This is a genomic window from Sulfuricaulis sp. (assembly GCF_040901545.1).
In the GTDB taxonomy this organism is placed as follows: domain Bacteria; phylum Pseudomonadota; class Gammaproteobacteria; order Acidiferrobacterales; family Sulfurifustaceae; genus Sulfuricaulis.
On record NZ_JBBDYL010000052.1, the window covers coordinates 1 to 18,583 of the forward strand.

The 18,583-nt window shown below is 50.7% G+C and carries 16 protein-coding genes; 15 read left to right on the top strand and 1 reads right to left on the bottom strand.

Going from position 1 to position 18,583, the window contains the following annotated elements:
* Nucleotides 1–491: 491 nt before the first annotated feature.
* Entirely contained in the window at nt 492–869 is a 378-nt protein-coding gene (locus tag WD823_RS10575; RefSeq protein ID WP_368429464.1) for an Mth938-like domain-containing protein, read from the bottom strand.
* Between the two features lie 108 nt (nt 870–977).
* On the opposite strand from WD823_RS10575, the gene alaC reads away from it, so the two are divergent.
* The 15 genes from alaC (at nt 978) to WD823_RS10650 (ending at nt 18,434) form a co-directional block, all read left to right on the top strand.
* The gene (gene alaC, locus WD823_RS10580) at nt 978–2,195 is read left to right on the top strand and encodes an alanine transaminase (protein WP_368429465.1); all 1,218 of its coding nucleotides are present in this window, start codon (nt 978–980) and stop codon (nt 2,193–2,195) included.
* Nucleotides 2,192–3,514 (top strand): homoserine dehydrogenase, encoded by a 1,323-nt coding sequence (locus WD823_RS10585; RefSeq protein WP_368429466.1) that lies wholly within the window; start codon nt 2,192–2,194, stop codon nt 3,512–3,514. The genes alaC and WD823_RS10585 overlap by 4 nt, the downstream gene beginning before the upstream one ends.
* A 109-nt stretch (nt 3,515–3,623) precedes the next feature.
* Nucleotides 3,624–4,709, top strand: a complete 1,086-nt coding sequence (thrC, locus tag WD823_RS10590; RefSeq protein WP_368429467.1) for a threonine synthase — start codon at nt 3,624–3,626, stop codon at nt 4,707–4,709.
* A gap of 299 nt (nt 4,710–5,008) precedes the next feature.
* On the top strand, nt 5,009–5,326 hold the full coding sequence (locus WD823_RS10595) for an STAS domain-containing protein (protein WP_368429468.1): 318 nt from the start codon (nt 5,009–5,011) through the stop codon (nt 5,324–5,326).
* Between the two features lie 80 nt (nt 5,327–5,406).
* Nucleotides 5,407–6,705: a methyl-accepting chemotaxis protein gene (locus tag WD823_RS10600; RefSeq protein ID WP_368429469.1), complete on the top strand. Its 1,299-nt coding sequence runs from the start codon at nt 5,407–5,409 to the stop codon at nt 6,703–6,705.
* A 15-nt stretch (nt 6,706–6,720) separates the two neighbouring features.
* Nucleotides 6,721–7,083 (top strand): response regulator, encoded by a 363-nt coding sequence (locus tag WD823_RS10605; protein WP_368429470.1) that lies wholly within the window; start codon nt 6,721–6,723, stop codon nt 7,081–7,083.
* A 14-nt stretch (nt 7,084–7,097) separates the two neighbouring features.
* A complete protein-coding gene (locus WD823_RS10610) occupies nt 7,098–9,161 on the top strand; it encodes a chemotaxis protein CheA (protein WP_368429471.1) in 2,064 nt (687 codons plus the stop codon).
* A gap of 99 nt (nt 9,162–9,260) precedes the next feature.
* Nucleotides 9,261–10,985: a methyl-accepting chemotaxis protein gene (locus WD823_RS10615; RefSeq protein ID WP_368429472.1), complete on the top strand. Its 1,725-nt coding sequence runs from the start codon at nt 9,261–9,263 to the stop codon at nt 10,983–10,985.
* A gap of 35 nt (nt 10,986–11,020) precedes the next feature.
* On the top strand, nt 11,021–11,533 hold the full coding sequence (locus WD823_RS10620; RefSeq protein ID WP_368429473.1) for a chemotaxis protein CheW: 513 nt from the start codon (nt 11,021–11,023) through the stop codon (nt 11,531–11,533).
* A 40-nt stretch (nt 11,534–11,573) separates the two neighbouring features.
* Nucleotides 11,574–12,977: a methyl-accepting chemotaxis protein gene (locus WD823_RS10625; RefSeq protein ID WP_368429474.1), complete on the top strand. Its 1,404-nt coding sequence runs from the start codon at nt 11,574–11,576 to the stop codon at nt 12,975–12,977.
* A gap of 27 nt (nt 12,978–13,004) precedes the next feature.
* The gene (locus tag WD823_RS10630; RefSeq protein ID WP_368429475.1) at nt 13,005–13,949 is read left to right on the top strand and encodes a protein-glutamate O-methyltransferase CheR; all 945 of its coding nucleotides are present in this window, start codon (nt 13,005–13,007) and stop codon (nt 13,947–13,949) included.
* 1 nt (nt 13,950) lies between these two features.
* Nucleotides 13,951–14,556: a chemotaxis protein CheD gene (locus WD823_RS10635; protein WP_368429476.1), complete on the top strand. Its 606-nt coding sequence runs from the start codon at nt 13,951–13,953 to the stop codon at nt 14,554–14,556.
* 35 nt (nt 14,557–14,591) lie between these two features.
* Nucleotides 14,592–15,686 carry a chemotaxis response regulator protein-glutamate methylesterase gene (locus tag WD823_RS10640; protein WP_368429477.1) on the top strand — a complete coding sequence of 365 codons (1,095 nt, stop codon included), beginning with the start codon at nt 14,592–14,594 and terminating at the stop codon, nt 15,684–15,686.
* A 26-nt stretch (nt 15,687–15,712) separates the two neighbouring features.
* Nucleotides 15,713–16,405, top strand: coding sequence for a substrate-binding domain-containing protein (locus WD823_RS10645; RefSeq protein ID WP_368429478.1), 693 nt, complete (start codon nt 15,713–15,715; stop codon nt 16,403–16,405).
* Complete coding sequence (locus tag WD823_RS10650; RefSeq protein WP_368429479.1) at nt 16,308–18,434, top strand: putative bifunctional diguanylate cyclase/phosphodiesterase; 2,127 nt, start codon at nt 16,308–16,310, stop codon at nt 18,432–18,434. Before WD823_RS10645 ends, WD823_RS10650 begins: the two co-directional genes overlap by 98 nt.
* Nucleotides 18,435–18,583 lie beyond the last annotated feature (149 nt).

Sequence of the window (18,583 nt, forward strand, 5' to 3'; positions counted from 1 at the left end):
TAGCGCCCAGGGCCCGAGGCGAATGTAGCGGCGCGCTCCCGAGGCGATAGCTCTTTCGGAGCGCGCCGCGCAAGACCGCTGCAAGGAAAACCGTCAACCACGGGCCACCACGCTGCTATCTCTGAAAGTGCTTGCACCTCGGCAGGCGGCGGTCCTTCGGCCATGGGCGCAGGTAGCCGCAGTGAGCGATGTTCCCTTGGGTGCTACTGCCGCCGTCTCCGAAGGGGCTGCCAGATCCCGAGACGCAGGCTTTCGGAGATGGCAGCCGAGCGACTCAAGGAATAAGGCTCTGGAACGGCAGCCCGCTTCCTCCGTCCGAAAGAGCTACGCCACGGGACGGAGTCGCTGCCGCCACCGCCCGTGGCGCCAGCTCCTTCGGCGGTGGCGGCCAGGCGACTCAATGAACGTCGTTTCCGGTGGCGGCCCGGCGTCCTCCCTTCGAAGGAGCTGCGCCTCGGAAGGGAGTCGCCCTGCGCCACGGGATCCGGCGGCTACTCCTTGATCATCAGCAAGGCGGCCGCGACTCTGCGATCATCGCTCATGAGGATATTGTAGGTACGGCATGCGGCGCCGGTATCCATGACTTCCAGGCCGATCTTCGCTTCTATCAGGACACGGGTCAGACTCGGCGCTGGAAACACCAACTGCGCCCCGGTACCGAGGATGACTACTTCCGGTTTCAGGGCAACGATGGTCTGAAAATGCTCTTCCAGGAGATCGGCAAAAGACTCGGGCGGCCATTCCGCTATGATCTGTCGCGGTGTCACCACCAGACTGCGGGTATATACTTCCTCATTAACCGTTATGCGGCCGGGAGCATAGGCGCGGATCAGATTTTGACCGATTCCTGTTTCAAGATGAATTTTCATCGCTGCACTCGGCGAGAGCAGGTTTCATCCATGGCGCGAAAGTCCTATAATGCATGAGTATTCAATATCTTGGCGACAAGCCCTTACTATAACAGCACCACGAAATACATGTCACAAAACGAAGAATTTCCCCGCATAAAGCGGTTGCCGCCGTACGTTTTCAATATCGTCAATGAACTCAAGGCGCAGGCGCGTCAACGCGGGGAAGATGTCATTGATTTCGGCATGGGGAACCCCGACGGTGCCACGCCCAGGCATATCGTGGATAAACTGGTCGAGGCGGCTCAGCGTGAAGATACGCACCGTTACTCGGTGTCGCGCGGTATCCCGCGTCTGCGACGCGCCATCTGCCAGTGGTACCAGCGGCGCTACGATGTCGAACTCGACATGGACAGCGAGGCAATCGTCACCATCGGTTCGAAGGAAGGGTTGGCACATCTGGCATTGGCCACGGTAGAGAGGGGAGACGCGGTACTGGTCCCGAATCCAAGTTACCCCATCCACGCGTATGGTTTTGTTATCGCCGGAGCCGACATCCGTCACGTGCCGCTCGTGCCGGGCGTGGATTTTTTCGCCGAGCTCGAAAAAGCCATCAAGAACACCTGGCCCATTCCCAAGATGCTGGTGCTGAATTTTCCCGCCAATCCCACGACCCAGTGTGTCGAGCTCGATTTTTTCCAGAAGGTAATCGCCATCGCGAAAGAGCACAATATTTGGGTAGTCCACGATCTCGCCTACGCCGACATTGTGTTCGACGGATACCGGGCCCCGTCCATATTGCAGGTGCCCGGAGCGAAAGACATTGCGGTGGAGTTTTTCACCCTTTCCAAGAGTTACAACATGCCCGGATGGCGCGTCGGGTTCATGTGCGGCAACCCAAAACTCGTGGCAGCATTGTCGCGCCTCAAATCCTATTTCGACTACGGCACCTTTACGCCCATCCAGGTAGCGGCCATCCGCGCGCTCGAAGGGCCGCAAGAGGCCCTTGAAGCAATACGGCTTAACTATCAGAACCGGCGTGACGTGCTGTGCCACAGCCTGTTCGCCGCCGGCTGGATGGTGGAAAAACCCAAAGCGACCATGTTCGTTTGGGCCCATATTCCCGAACCTTATCGCGCCATGGGCTCGCTCGAATTTTCCAAGAAGCTGCTTGCGGATGCGAAAGTGGCTGTGTCTCCCGGAATAGGCTTCGGCGAGTATGGCGACGAATATGTCCGTTTTTCACTGATCGAAAACGAGCATCGGACTCGTCAGGCCACCCGATCGATACGCGAAATGTTTCGCCGCGACAAGGTAATCAATACAAAAAAAGAACAAGCCCTATGAAGCCCGTCAAGATCGGTATGCTCGGCCTCGGCACCGTAGGCTGTGGCACGGTCAATGTACTCGCCCGTAACGGACAGGAAATCACTCGCCGTGCCGGGCGCGAAATCAAGATCGTCCAGGCCTGTGCGCGCGATCTAAGCAAAATACGCCCCTGTTCGATGGAAGGAATTCAGCTTGTGTCGGATCCGCATCAAGTGGTGCGCAATCCCGAGATTGAAGTTATTGTCGAACTGATCGGGGGGTATGAGCTTGCGCGCACGCTGGTACTTGAGGCCATTGCAAACGGAAAACACGTCGTCACCGCCAATAAGGCTCTCATTGCCATATATGGCAATGAAATCTTTGCATTAGCGCAAAAGAAAAAAGTAATGGTCGCCTTTGAAGCCGCGGTGGCCGGGGGGATACCCATTATCAAATCCGTACGCGAGGGACTCGCCGGGAATCGCATCGAATGGCTGGCCGGTATTATCAACGGAACGAGCAACTACATACTTACACAAATGCGCGACAAGGGAGCGGATTTCTCCGACGCGCTCAAGGAGGCGCAACGCCTCGGTTTCGCCGAAGCCGATCCCGCTTACGATGTCGAAGGCATCGATGCGACACATAAACTGGCAATACTGGCCGCCATTGCTTTCGGTATTCCGCTAAAATGCGAACAGGCCTATACCGAGGGAATTACCAAAATAACCCGAATGGACGTGCAATACGCTGAAAAGCTGGGTTATCGCTTGAAACTTCTTGGCATCGCCAGGCGCACTAATGGTGGCGTTGAATTGAGGGTGCATCCCACCCTCATTCCCGAGCGGAGACTGATTGCCAACGTGGATGGCGCCATGAATGCCGTGCTGGTCAAGGGCGATGCTGTGGGTCCGACATTGTTCTACGGCGCCGGAGCCGGCGCTGAACCTACCGCCTCAGCGATCGTGGCTGATCTGGTGGACGTTGTGCGTACGCTCACGGTTGACCCGAACAGCCGTGTTCCGCATCTGGCATTCCAGCCCGATGCGCTCGTGGATATGCCGATATTACCCATTGAGGAAGTCGAGACTTCATATTATCTCAGACTTCACGCGATTGATCGCCCGGGGGTGCTCGCCGACGTCACGCGCATACTCGCTGATTTGGGAATCAGCATCGAATCCATCCTTCAGAAGGAACCGAATGTCGGTGAAGTGGCCGTACCGGTCATCATCCTGACGCAGCGGGTCAAGGAGAAAAACATGAATGAAGCGATTGCCCGAATTGAAAAGCTGGACTCGATCAAAGACCGTGTGGCGCGCATCCGGCTTGAACATTTGAATTGTGAGTGGGTTTAACAATTATCGCTTCTGCGACTAAACCACGGAAGTTCACTAAAACCAGCCTTTGTGTTATTGGTTCAGCGAGAAGTTTGAGATCCATAAATCCTGATTTGGAATCGTTGCTATGAATTCGGATGACCGGTATACCGGCTTGATAGAAAAATACCGCGCGCGATTACCTGTCTCCTCTGGCAGCCGGATTATCAGCCTGGGTGAAGGTAACACACCCTTGATTCGCCTTGAAAATATTACCCAAGATTTGGGTAAGCGCGTGGACATCTATGTAAAGTTCGAAGGACTGAATCCAACTGGCTCATTCAAAGATCGCGGGATGACCATGGCCGTGACCAAGGCCATTGAAGAAGGCAGCCGCGCTATCATCTGTGCCTCCACCGGCAATACCTCGGCTTCGGCGGCAGCCTATGCGGCTCGTGCCGGTATTAAATGTTTCGTGATCATACCGGATGGTCAAATTGCACACGGGAAACTGGCGCAGGCGATGATTCATGGCGCGACAGTCATCCAAATTCAGGGCAATTTCGACACCGGCATGGAGCTTGTGAAGGAAGTGGCCAATGAAGCACCAGTAACGATCGTCAATTCGATCAATCCGTATCGCTTGCAAGGACAAAAGACAGCGGCATTTGAAATCATTGATGCACTGGGGGACGCGCCGGATTACCATTGTCTTCCCGTGGGTAACGCGGGAAATATTACCGCTTACTGGATGGGATACCGCGAATATGCCCTTGACGGCATCTCGAGTGGTTGTCCGGTCATGTTGGGATACCAGGCCGCCGGCGCCGCACCATTCATTCATGGAAAAATGGTGGATAATCCAGAAACTGTCGCGACAGCAATCCGTATTGGTCGACCACAGTCGTGGGAAAAGGCTTGGGAGGCGCAAAAGCAATCGCACGGCTGGTTCGATAAATTCACTGATGCGGAAATACTCTCGGCCCAAAAACTGCTGGCGCAAACAGAGGGCATTTTCTGTGAACCGGCGTCCGCCGTTTCCCTGCTTGGCGCCACGCATGATATCCGGCACGGTAAAATTCCCGAGACCAGCCGTGTGGTTTGTACTCTGACCGGACACGGGCTCAAGGACCCGGATACCGCCATTAAACAAAGCAGTGGCCCATTACTTAAAATCAAGGCCGAATTAAAGGCGGTCAAACAGGCCATCTTGAACAATATGTCTTCCCCCTGACATTCCCTGCAACATAGTGACGCATCCGGACCAACTCGCATCACCTGTCTAATCTTCATCCGGGCAATCCCTTCTATACCCGGCAACATCGAACCCTAATTTTGCTGAATATATCGGTCATTTTCAGCCCGCAGCCGGTGAATGCCTGATTTTTCAGCTAAATTTGTCCGATTAACCTGAATACCTCCCTGAAATTGGCACAGGTATTGCTATAACTATTAGAGATGACAGAAGTAACCGGATGTCCCGGATACAGGAAATGGTTGTGAGACAGAGACCCCACCTAAGGAGGGGTCGTAATGGGAAATGGCATGGACCCAGTTCACATCAAGCACTCGGCAGGTAAGGCACATGTTTCCCTGGCGCCCTCACTGGGCGTTGCAGATGTTCGTGCTATGCATGAAATGCTGGGTTCGTTACTCACAGGCAAATCACTCATTAGTCTGGATGGGGGTCAAGTCGAGCATCTCGATACCGCGGCCATGCAGGTATTGACGAGTTTTTATCGCACAGCCAGTGATCGTGGTCTCGTGTTGACCTGGAAAAAAATATCTCCGGGCCTGCAACGTGCGGCGCGGCTACTTGGTCTTGAATCCACGCTTGGTATGACATCATGACTGGACCACTTTCATTCAGCCAATCTTATCGGAAACATGCAGAAATGTGGCCTCGGTGGTGGCTCTGGGCTGCCGCCGGTATGACCGTCTCTCTGCTGTGGACATTACCGTTCGTGCCCTTGTGGGCGGGAATGGGAGGCGGCCTCTGCGCCATCGGGACATTAATCGTGCTTGCCGTGTACGCTCGCAAGGAAATCAATAACAGACTTCCTCTCGAAGGCGAAGAAGTCTTGGAAGGGAAGGATGCGGATCAGGCGCTCAATCAAATCGATGAAATGCTTTCAACCTCCAAGGGTATCGAACAAATACCGCAAGTAGATGAAGTCCTGCAGACAATGGCGGCTGATAATCAACGCCGCCGTTTGGAGGATCTGATGCGGCGTTGGGTGGATGTCGCGCAGCGTTATGGCGAAGCCGCGCTCATCTTGCGCAAGGGAATTTACACGGTAATCAGACAAACAGAACAAGCGGCCAATACACTGGCCAGCAGCTTCGAAGCGGTGATCAACAAGGCCACGATACAAGCAAGACAGGCCATGGAACTGCTCGAAGGAACCCAGGGAGCAACGAGTGATGGAGTGCCACAATCACTGAAGGACTTCATTCAGGTTTCAGACGAGAGACTCAACAAAATGGCGGACGAAGTTGTCCGTGTTGCGGATCTTTCCGTGAATATGGTGCGTGAACTCGATGGGGTACAAAACCGCACTCAGGCGATCGACGGATTCCTGCTTGACGTGGAAAAGCTCGCGGATCAAACCAGCTTGCTCGCATTGAATGCGGACATCGAGGCAGCGCGTGTTGGCGAACACGGACGCGGGTTTTCGGTCGTTGCACAGGAGGTTCGCCGGCTCAGCAAACGTTCACACGAGTTCAGCGACCGTATCCGTGTGCACTTGAAAGAAGTACGAACCGGTTTGAGCAAGACTTATGGAAACATGCGCATGCTTTCTGCTGCAGATATGGAGCATGCCCTCAAGATCAAGGAGGACGTAATCGCACTCACGCGTTCTCTCGAGGGTAAAAATCGCGAAGTCGCTGAAACCGTGAGTCGCATCAACGATATCAGCAAGGAAATTGCCCAGGATGTTCAGAATGTCGTCGTTTCACTCCAATTTCATGATATCACCAGCCAGAAACTTCACGGTATGTTGCTACCGATGGATGACTTGCGTCGTTCGCTTTATCACTTGATGCAAGAGACGCTCAATCTCGACAAGGGATTACTGAGAAATCTACCTGGAAACGAACGCTGGTTATCACGCATGCGTGATGTCCAGGCGCAAGATGCTGATACCAGGCCAGCGAAAGACGGCGCTAGAGATCTGCCCAAAATCCTCCGCGCGCAGGATGACGGACACGCCGTCGAATTGTTTTAAAGGAGATATGCTTATATGGCAACCATACTAACGGTAGATGACACCGCCTCAATGCGTCAGATGATCAGTTTCACGCTTAACAGCGTGGGACATGAAGTCATCCAGGCTTCTGACGGGGACGAAGCGCTGAAAGTCATTCAAGGCAAAAAAGTCGATTTGGTTATCGCGGATGTGAACATGCCTAATATGGACGGCATCACACTCGTTAAATCGTTACGCGAACTGGCGGAATTTAAATTCACACCGATTCTCATGCTTACCACGGAATCGCAGGAAACCAAGCGGCAGCAGGGAAAGGTCGCCGGCGCCACGGGCTGGATTGTCAAACCTTTCAATCCGGAACAATTGCTTTCGGTGGTAAAAAAAGTTCTCGGATAAAGCCCGGATAAAGTATGGCCATAGACATGCGTCAATTCCACCAGACCTTCTTCGAGGAAAGCCTCGAAGGCCTGGGTGACATGGAAACTGAATTGCTCCGTCTGGAGAAAACCTCGGAGGATACCGGAAATATCGTAGTAGCAGACCACGAAATTCTCAATACCATTTTTCGTGCGGCCCACTCAATCAAAGGAGGGAGCAGCACGTTTGGTTTCAGCGATGTTGCTGCTTTTGCGCATGTGCTGGAATCGCGGCTTGACGATTTGCGTGAAGGACGCTGCCAGCCAAATCGCCATATTATTGGGCTATTGTTGTTATCGGTGGATTGCCTGCGGAATCTGATCATTGCCGCGAGGACAGGGAAAGAACCCGACAAAAAGTATGTTGATGCCATGTGCCTCCAGCTTGAAAACATCCAAGGGGAAGGCGAATCCACGCCATTACCCGGAACATCGAAGACGCAAAGCGATCCGGCAAAAAAATGTCATTGGCAAATTCGATTCAGACCAAATCAACAAATGTTTCGTACCGGGAACGATCCTTTGCGGATTCTCCGTGAATTGGGCGAGCTTGGAAATTTGAATACCATGGTCGATGTTTCCGCGGTACCGTCCTGGGAACAGCTGGACCCCGAAGAATGCCATCTATCCTGGAATCTCGAGCTGGTCGGAAAAGTATCGCGTGAGACCGTCGCAGAAGTATTCAGCTGGGTTATCGACGCCTGTGATCTGGAAATAACGGAAAAACAGGCTCAGATGCCGGCCATGTCACAGCGCGCCCTCGCGGAAACGATTGCCAGCATGGATTCACACGCCGCCACATTGCGTGTCAGTGTCCCCAAGGTTGATGCGCTCATCAATACAGTCGGTGAGCTTGTGATCACACAAACCATGCTGAGCCAGATCACGACCAATTTCTCTTTTGAAAACCTTACGAAACTTTTTGCCGGCATTGCGCAATTGGAACGGAATACCCGCGAATTGCAGGAGAGCGTGATGCGGATTCGCATGCTTCCGCTTAGTTTCGCATTCAACCGTCTGCCGCGACTGGTACATGACATGCGCCAGAAGTTGGGGAAAAAAGCGGATTTGGTCATACATGGCGCACAGACGGAAATTGACAAAACAGTTATAGACAGCTTAATCGACCCGTTATTGCATCTGGTGCGTAATTGCCTGGATCACGGTATCGAATCTCCCGCTGAACGGAGTGCCGCCGGGAAACCAGAAACCGGCATCATTGAAATCAAGGCTTATCAGAAAGGCGGCAATGTCATGATTGATATTCGTGACGATGGCCGCGGCCTGCAGCATGACCTTATCCTGGCCAAAGCAGTAAACCAGGGCCTGATATCCGCCGACGCTAAGCCGAACGAGCAGGAAATATCCGAGATGATCTTCTATCCGGGATTATCGACCGTAAAAACCATCAGCGATATATCTGGACGAGGAGTGGGGATGGATGTCGTGCGCAACAATATACGCAGCCTCGGTGGCAATATAGAAATTTCATCGCAAATCAATCAGGGAACGTGTTTTTCCATTCGCCTGCCACTTACGCTGGCGATCTTGGACGGTCTCAGCGTCCAGGTTGGCGAACATGTATACATTCTACCGCTGGTAAGCATCCTGGAATCGGTATGTATTCGCATGGAGCAGGTGAGTCGCCCTGCGGGTGGCGCGGAATTATTCGGCCTTCGAGACGAATATTTACCGCTCATTCGTCTATATGATTTGTTTGGTATCGAACCACGCTCAACCGACCTCACGAAAGGCTTGCTTGTTATCGTGGAGGCCGATGGGAAAAAGGCCGGTTTGTATGTTGACGATTTGCTGGGGCAACAGCAGATAGTCATTAAGAGTCTCACGACGCATTACCGTAAAGTTGAAGGTATCTCGGCGGCTACCATTCTTGGTGATGGTACCGTGGCAATGATATTGGATGTTGCGGGACTCATTCATATGGCGCACACCGGATCACAACAGCGCAATATGAATAAATCCGCGATTGTATCGCATCAAGTAGTCGTCCAGCCAAATGAGCAGTCTTTTGAACCTCAGCAGGGTTTAGGACACTGATGCAATGAAACAATTTTTATACACTGATGATTACTGCGTAATTATTCAGTCATCAATTCGAATCAATCTCTTTACTGCGATGTAATTGGGAGAATCACAATGCGCTTATTTCACAAGCTTCTTATCGGACCGACAACAGCCATCCTCTTCCTGTTGCTTTTCGGAGCCGTAACGATTAGTGCCATGTGGGCTGAAAAAGAGGCCTTAGTCGATATTTATGAGAACCGGATAAGTCATTACTCGGCAAGCACATATTCGGCGGGGAGAATCTCGTCGGTTCATTCCGGCGTCTACCGCCTGGTCATCCTGGCATCCGGTTACAACAAGGAACTGGTTGACGCGATGGCTCAAGAACAGAAAGCGTATGTCAATGAAATCCTTACGGACTTGAATGTGCTGCTCAAATCCAGCCGTGAAAATGAGGAAAAAAGACTTCTGGAAGTGGTAATCAATAACTTGAGTGATTACAAGACACAAGTATCAGAATCAATCGACCTTTCGATCAGCGACAGAAAGAAGGGCGTGGATTCAATGGCCAAAACCGATAATGTCTACGATACGCTCATGTCCAATTTTACCGCTTTGATCGATTATGAAACCTCGCAGGCAAAGCAGAGTTACGATGGCGCCATTGCGACGTTTAACCGGTCATTACTGATAGCAGTGATAGTTCTTGCGATTGCCTGTGTAATGTCCATTCTTATCAGCACTTTAATGGGCAGAAAAATCCTGAATCCGCTTACGCAGGCAGTGAAAATAGCCAGACAAGTTGCCAGTGGCGATCTGACCAGCCGAGTAGAGGTCAAATCAGGCGATGAGACAGGGCAATTGTCGCAATCCCTGAAAGAGATGAATAACAGTCTGGTCAGCATCGTCACCGAAGTGCGCAACAGTGCTAACTCAATTGCCGTTGCCGCGGCAGAAATCGCCGTAGGCAACGATGAGCTTTCACAACGCACTTCAGAACAGGCTTCGAGCCTTGAAGAAACCGCTGCCAGTCTCGAGGAATTAACGGCCACGGTTATGCAAAATGCCGAACACACCAAACAAGCCAATCATCTGGCAAGTAACGCCAGTGAAGTGGCTGTTAAAGGCGGCGAGATCGTGGGCGAAGCTGTTGCGACGATGGATACAATTACGGAAAGTTCCAAGAAAATTGTCGAAATCATTTCCGTAATCGAAGGAATCTCCTATCAGACCAATCTCCTGGCGCTTAACGCAGCTGTAGAAGCAGCACGTGCCGGAGAGCAGGGTCGGGGATTCGCCGTTGTGGCCAGCGAGGTCCGGAACCTCGCCAAGCGTTCTGCGGATGCGGCTAAGCAAATAAAGGTATTGATCGATGACTCGGTTAGCAAGGTCCAGACCGGGTCAACACTGGTGAATAATGCGGGAAAAACGATGGACGAGATCGTATCTAGCATAAAAAAGGTAAGCAATCTGATTGCAGAGATTGCGGCAGCATCCAATGAACAGAGTTCAGGTATTGCACAAGTTAACACGGCTGTTACACAGATGGACGGCGTCACACAGCAAAACGCCGCCATGGTTGAAGAAGCATCAGCCGCCGCCAGCGCGCTCGAGGAGCAAGCCAGAAAACTGAATGAAGCAGTTAATGTATTTAAATTGTCTGGATCCGAGCAAATCAGTCAAATGACCCAAGAAACTCGCATACGTGCGACGAGCGAACCTCGCGTGCAAAATGTGCGTAGCGTAGCTAACATATCTGAACAGACAGCGCCAGTTGAGCAGTCAACGCGAGCGGAACCGGCAAAAAAACGCGTGCTTAAAGTGGTGGACGCAAATTCTAACTGGAATGAATTCTGATTGGCTATCCGTAAGTTCGAATAAGGAGTTAAGTTATGAATACGGCTCGAAATATGAGTGAACAGCAAGAAATTGAGATTGATGAAGACCAATACCTAACATTCAGGCTGGATGGCCAGGAGTATGGCGTGTCGGCGCTAAAGGTTCAGGAAATAAAGAGATGGGACAAGGTTACACCGATACCGAATAGTCCACATTATGTGCGTGGGGTACTGAACTTACGTGGATTGATTGTTCCCATCATCGATTTGCGCTTGTTCTTCAATTTAAAAGAAACAGAATACACGCCCGTCACGGCTATTATTGTCATGAATTTGGGAGGAAGCCTCGCAGGGATTGTTGTTGACTCCGTAAGCGATGTGATTAATGTGAAAGCGGAGCAAAAACGCGCGGCACCAGAATATGAAGGTCAGAAAAACCGGGAATTTATCAGTGGTTTGGCGCAATCTGATGGAAAACTGCTCATTCTTCTGGACATGGACCGGATGATCAAGTCGGAAACACTGGATCAGGTGGAAACAGCGGCTGTCTCTGCAACGGCAAAGTAATACATCAACTCACGAAGGGAATCCCATGGTTTTAAGCTTTATGAAAAATATCACCGTACGCAGCAAATTAATTGCCGCCGCCGCGACAATGTCGTTTTTTCTCTTATTAGTCGGTGGCGTTGGGCTGTTGAAACTGCATCAAGCAGAACAACTTACCGATGGGGTTCATGCTCGGCTGATAAATGTAGAACCTACAAGCGCTGCTGGATCACTGAGTGAGTTGAAACAAGCTGGCGCTTCCATTCAGGTTGTTAAGACAGTTTTTTTATTTGGGATCTTACTCAGTGTTGTTCTGAGCGCCCTGTTTGTTACATATCTTGTTCGCACCATATCGAATCCCCTGGTTGGATTGGCTGATGCTCTGAAACGAATTTCGCAAGGTGACCTGACAATATCGATACATGTAGACAGCAGGGATGAGATTGGCCGGGCCATCAGCGCTTTGAATGCACTGGTAAACGAATTTCATGAACATATCTTGCGAGTTATGCATGCGGCAGAGACGGTTGCATCTGGTTCTCAGGAATTGAGCGAAGCGGCAGAGCAACTTTCATCATCTTCGCAGGAACAGGCGAGCTCACTAGAAGAAACCGCCGCATCGATGGAGGAAATGACAAGCACCGTTAAGCATAATGCTGATAATGCATTACGGGCAGATAAAGTTGCGCTGGATGCGCAGAATGCCGCACACGAAGGTGTAACGATGGCATCATCGGTCAAGTATTCCATGGATGCAATTAATGCCAGTAGCACAAAAATCTCGGACATAATCAGCGTTATCGATGAAATTGCATTCCAAACCAATTTGCTTGCTCTTAATGCTGCGGTTGAAGCGGCGCGGGCCGGCGAACAAGGGCGCGGCTTTGCCGTGGTAGCCGCAGAAGTTCGCAACCTCGCTCAACGCAGCGCTTCTGCCGCAAAAGAAATCAAGATCCTGATCCATGACAGTGTGGAGAAGGTACAGGATGGGGCTGAGCTGGTCAGCTCCTCGAGCAAAACGCTCGAAAGCATCCTGGAGAGCGTGAAAAATACCGCAGAAATCATTGCGGAAATCAGCACTTCCAGCCAGGAACAGGCGGCAGGCATTGACCAGGTCAATCGCGCTATCATGCAAATGGATAGCGTCACTCAGTCAAATGCAGCACAGGTGGAAGAGCTTTCCGGCACAGGACAATCCCTGACGTCACAGGCGGAACAAATGATGAGCCTTGTGTCGCATTTCACGCTAAAGACCGGAGCCATCGCAAAGTCTTCCCCTCGAAAAGAAATGCCTGCGAAGATTAAGTTCAGCAAAGCACAGATAAAACCTCGTGTGACACATATCGAGGATGATTCGAATAATTCCACAACACCGGTTAGCACCCCCAAAGTGCAGTACTTGAAGCCGCGAGTTGCGGCTCAAAATAAAACCAATTCTGCGGATGGAGACTGGAAGGAATTCTAGGCGGTTTAGATCCAAGATATTCGGAACGTGACGGAAATCCCCGCTACGCTCCATGTCAAAAGTAGTGGCGGAGAACAGAAGATGGTGGCTAATAATACCGTCACCGGAACTATCAGAGTTCAGCTTGAAGACACCCGTCTGGTTATCTCAGACGATGAATTTCGCCTGCTCCGTGAATTCATCCATCTGCACACAGGTATCGCACTATCTGAACACAAGCGTGCACTGGTATGCTCCCGTCTCGCAAAACGACTGCGCTTCCATGGACTCCGTCACTATTCCGAGTACTACTCGCTTTTGACACAAGGCGACCCGAAAGGGCACGAATTGGTGTCAATGATCAATTGCATTACCACCAATAAAACCGATTTTTTTCGCGAACAACATCATTTTAACTTCCTGAAAGAAATCCTGATACCCGCATATCTGCGGAATCAAAATCGCGTACGGCCGATGCGGATATGGAGCGCGGCTTCATCAACTGGCGAAGAGGCATATTCCATCGCCATGACAGTCCTTGAAGCCATGCTGTCATGCACTGAACTGGATGTGCGAATTCTCGCTACCGACATCGACACTGACGTGATATCTCGCGCCCAGAATGGCATATATACACTCGAGCAGGCTAAACAGATTCCGCCAGCGCTCTTGCACCGGTATTTTCTGAAAGGGCAGGGGACGCATGAGGGTTATGTCATGGTGAAACCGGTTTTGAAGAATCTGATTCAATTTAATTGGCTCAATCTGCTTAACGACCCTTGGCCCATGCATGAGCGATTCGACGTTATTTTTTGCCGGAACGTGCTGATTTATTTCGATAAACCAACTCAACAGAAGCTATTTCAGCGCATGGGCAATGCATTGAAGAAGGACGGGTATTTGATGCTTGGCCACTCAGAGGCTATGCACGGACTGGTTCATAAATTCAAACCAGTCGGACACAGCATCTACCATAACCGGGAGGAGAAATAAAATGGACCCGGCTCGTCCAACATATGTACCGAGAAATAATCTCCCGGTTGATATCGATTCAGAATTGTCACGCGTAAGCATTAATATCGGCGGACTGCGTGCCAGCCGCGAGCCGTTGATTCTGGATACCGTTCTCGGATCGTGCATAGCCGCTTGCCTGTATGACCAAGAAACAGGTATTGGCGGGATGAACCATTTCATGCTGCCAGAGGGCGCAGATCCGAAAAACCCTGCCAGCACACGATACGGGGTTTATGCCATGAAGTTGCTCATCGCCGAATTGATGAAAATCGGCGCCGATCGATCCCGTTTTCAGGCGAAGATTTTCGGCGGCGGGCATGTCTTGAACATACGCGAGAATCTCGATGGTGTTCCACAACGGAACATTGATTTCGTGAAACGATTTCTGGAAACGGAAAAAATCCCAGTAGTCAGAGAAGACTTGGGAGGTTATTTGCCGCGACGGGTTCTGTTTCATACAAATACCGGGAAGGTTTTTATGAAATATCTCGGTAACAATGAAGCCAAGCGGACAGCAGAAGAAGAACTGGTCTATCTTATCAGCCTCAAAAAACAGAAGCTCGATGGCGATGTCACACTGTTTTAACGTGGAGTATTCACAAGATAAGAGCCTTTCTAATTATGAATGCTAAGAAAAGAATAAAGGTTCTCGTCATTGACGACTCGGCGGTGATGCGTAAGCTGCTGACGTCCATCATGCACGAACAAGCCGACATTCAGGTCGTGGGTGCAGCAGCGAATCCACTTGTCGCACGTGAAATGATTAAAACATTTAAACCTGATGTGCTTACACTCGATATCGAAATGCCTTGCATGGACGGTATTACTTTTCTCGAAAGACTTATGCGACTCCATCCTTTACCTGTCGTCATGGTTTCATCGCATACGGAAAAAGGCGCTCATTCGACACTGCGCGCGCTTGATCTTGGCGCCGTGGACTTCGTTACTAAGCCGCAGAATACTTTCGATGGCATCAGCAGTGACCTCATGGAAGAAATCTGCGAAAAGGTTCGTGCCGCCGCCGGTGCACATGTGCGGCCTTCTGTCGATGTCATCGCTTCAGATATACAACACCATAAGCATTCTCCTGTCTCACCGTTTTGCCGTGAAGGAATAATCGCAATCGGCGCATCTGCCGGCGGAACACAGGCGATTTCCGAAATACTGGAAAAACTCCCGCGACCGACCCCCGGTATTGCTATCGTGCAACACATGCCGCCGAAATTCACGGCGTCGTTTGCAGAACGTCTTAACAATCATTGTGATCTGGAAGTTCGTGAAGCGAAAAATGGTGATCCGTTAAAACCGGGTGTTGCACTCGTAGCGCCCGGAGGTTTGCACATGTCAATCACGTCTGCGAGTAGAGGCTATGCCGTTCGTATTTATTCCGACGAACTGGTCAATCGGCATCGACCCTCGGTTGATGTTTTATTCGATTCGGTGGCGCGGGTTGTGGGAGAAAATGCCCTGGGAATAATCCTCACCGGCATGGGTAGTGATGGTGCCCGGGGTCTCCATGCAATGAAAACCGCCGGTGCCCACACTATCGCCCAGGATGAAAAAACCTGTGTGGTGTTCGGAATGCCCGATCAGGCCATTCGCCATAATGCCGTATGCGAAATATTGCCGCTTGAGCGCATTCCAGACCGGATCGTTGATTGGGCAAATTCGAATCAGCGAACAGATAGGAAGTACAGCAGTGATGAATCCCCTTGACTCACTTTTTTAACATCATCAGTAATATGCTGAAATTCCTGCTTATTACACTGACGATAGGAGCGCTGTTTTTCGTCAACGCGGACCACGCGTCGGCGGCAGGCAATCTAAGAATCGCAGCGGCACAAACCGCAGTCGATACGGGATTGATAGGGGATCTTGCCGACGATTTTCGCCGCAGGCATCCCGATATCACCATTCATATTCAATCTGCAGGTGCATTAGCAACACTGGACATAGGGCGGCGCGGATTTGCCGATCTTGTCATTACTCACTATCCGGAAGGCGAAAAGCTGTTTGTTGAAGATGACTACGGCTTGTTGAGAACCCAGCTATTTTTCAACGGATTTGCGATTTTCGGTCCACCGGATGACCCGCTGAAAATTGCCAGCGAAAGCGACTTGGTCGCGGTACTACAGCGGTTGGGGCGCGAAGAAGTCCCGTTTCTCGTCCCCGGTAAGCGATCCGGTACGCTGAATAAACTGAACGAATTATGGCTGTTGGCCGGAATAGAACCCGAATGGGTGGGTTATGAAATTAATAATGTCAGCTCGTCAGCAACACTCAGAGACGCAGCTTTATTCGGCAGTTACACGTTTACCGATCTCGGAAACCTATCTTGTGAACCGCGAGTTGATCGCTGGCGGTGTCATACCATTGTTCCGGGACAACATACTTTTACGCAATTATTATTCGGCCATCGTAATCAATGCCAATAGATTCCCCCAGGCGAACCAACAACTTGCCGAACGTTTTCTCGACTATCTTATATCAGATGAGACACAAGAGCGGATTCGTAATTTCGGTATTAACAAATTTGGTGCGCAAATATATACGCCCTCTGCGGATTATGACAAGGGACTACTGGCACGTCGTGGACAAGTCGCGCTGGAAAAGAAAAAATACGAACTAAAACTGATGGCAGGATTAGTGACGGTATTCCTGGCATTATCAATATTTTCCAGCCTCTTGCTGATACGAATGCGTAAACTCGACAAAATCCGGCGTCGCAGCGAGGAGCGGTTCAGGCTTGCTGTCGCTGGAACGAACGACGGAATATTTGATTGGGACGTGCTGACTGATAGAGCGTATTTTTCACCGAGACTCAGGCAAATATTAATGCTTGAATCAGACCAAGATTTTTTCAGCAATCCAAAATATTTGATTTCCGAAAGAATCGCACCGCCGGATCAACCCACCATCCTGGGTAAACTCGAGTCGTATTTGCAAAAAGGAACGGGTGATGATCTCTACCAGGCCGAATTTCGCATGCAGGGTATTCAAGACCATCGCTGGATCTTGATACGCAGCAAAGCCATACGCAGTCCCACCGGCGAAGCCGTGCGCCTGTCCGGTTCATTTACCGATATTACATCCCGCAAAACAGTGGAAGCCATGATTGAGCACCAGGCGCTCCATGATGCCCTGACGAATTTACCTAATCGCGCCTTACTGCATGACCGGCTTACGCACGCCATCCAGTTGGCAGAGCGACAGAATACTTATCTTGCTCTTCTCGTCATGGATTTGGATCGCTTCAAGGATATCAACGATACGTTGGGACATCAGGTTGGCGACAAGATACTCCAGCAAGTCGCCAAGCGCCTACAACATATCCTGCGTCCTTCGGATACCATTGCGCGTCTTGGTGGAGACGAATTCGCCGTGTTGTTACCCGTTACGGATGTCACTTATGCGAATCATATCGCACAAAAAATCATTCTGGTTCTGAAGAAAGTATTCGTATATGAACGGCACACTCTATATGTGGGCGGAAGCCTCGGTATTGCAATATATCCGGATCATGGACTCGATGCTGAAACATTAATCCAGCACGCTGATGTTGCCATGTATCTAGCCAAACGCGGAAATAGCGGTTGTGCTTTCTACGACCCACAACAAGATCGTCACAGTGTCACGCGCCTCGCTTTGGAGAGGGACCTCCACGATGCCATTGATAATAACTCACTTGAACTGTATTACCAGCCTCAAATAGATATAAAAACACAAAACGTCGTTGGCGTTGAAGCCCTGTTACGCTGGAAACATCCGCAGCGCGGCATGATACCGCCTGATGAAATGATCCCTATCGCCGAACAAACCGGACTGATCAGGCCATTAACCATGTGGGTACTCAACAATGCGCTGAAGCAGGTAGATACCTGGCGACGTCAGGGTATCCAGATGAATGTATCTGTCAATCTCTCGGTTTGGAATATTCAGGATCTGTCGCTGGTTGATGAACTGAAGGCAATCTTTTCCACCTGGAACATTCCCCCGTCATTCCTGAAACTGGAAATTACTGAAAGCGCAATGATGGCCAATCCTGAGCGTGCACTCGAAGTGTTAACCGGTCTTCATTCAATGAATGTCCATTTGTCCGTGGATGATTTCGGTACCGGATTTTCTTCACTCGCTTATTTGAGAAAATTCCCGGTTTCTTCGCTCAAAATTGACAAGTCATTTGTGATGAACATGGCGGGCGACGAGAACGATACCACGATTGTCGTTTCCACTATTGAACTCGCGCATAACCTTGGTCTCTCCGTGGTGGCGGAGGGCGTTGAGAACGAGAAGGTTCTTGGCCTGTTGGCCAAACACGGCTGCGATATCGCGCAAGGGTATTATCTGGGGCGCCCCATGCCGCAGGCCGATATCACGCGTTACCTGGAAGCCCATCGTGGCGCAATGGGGGTAAATAAATTGTCAGGCAATTCGGCACATAAATCGGGTCGGCTGCTGTCCTAGGAATGCGCTAGAGCACTCACGAATTTAACCATAATTTCGATATGGGATTCGTATCATCACCATAAATCGAAAAATTTGTTGCTTGCGGACTCATTAACAAATTCATAATATAGTCCGGCAGTTAGAGTACATTTCTATAGTAGATTTGT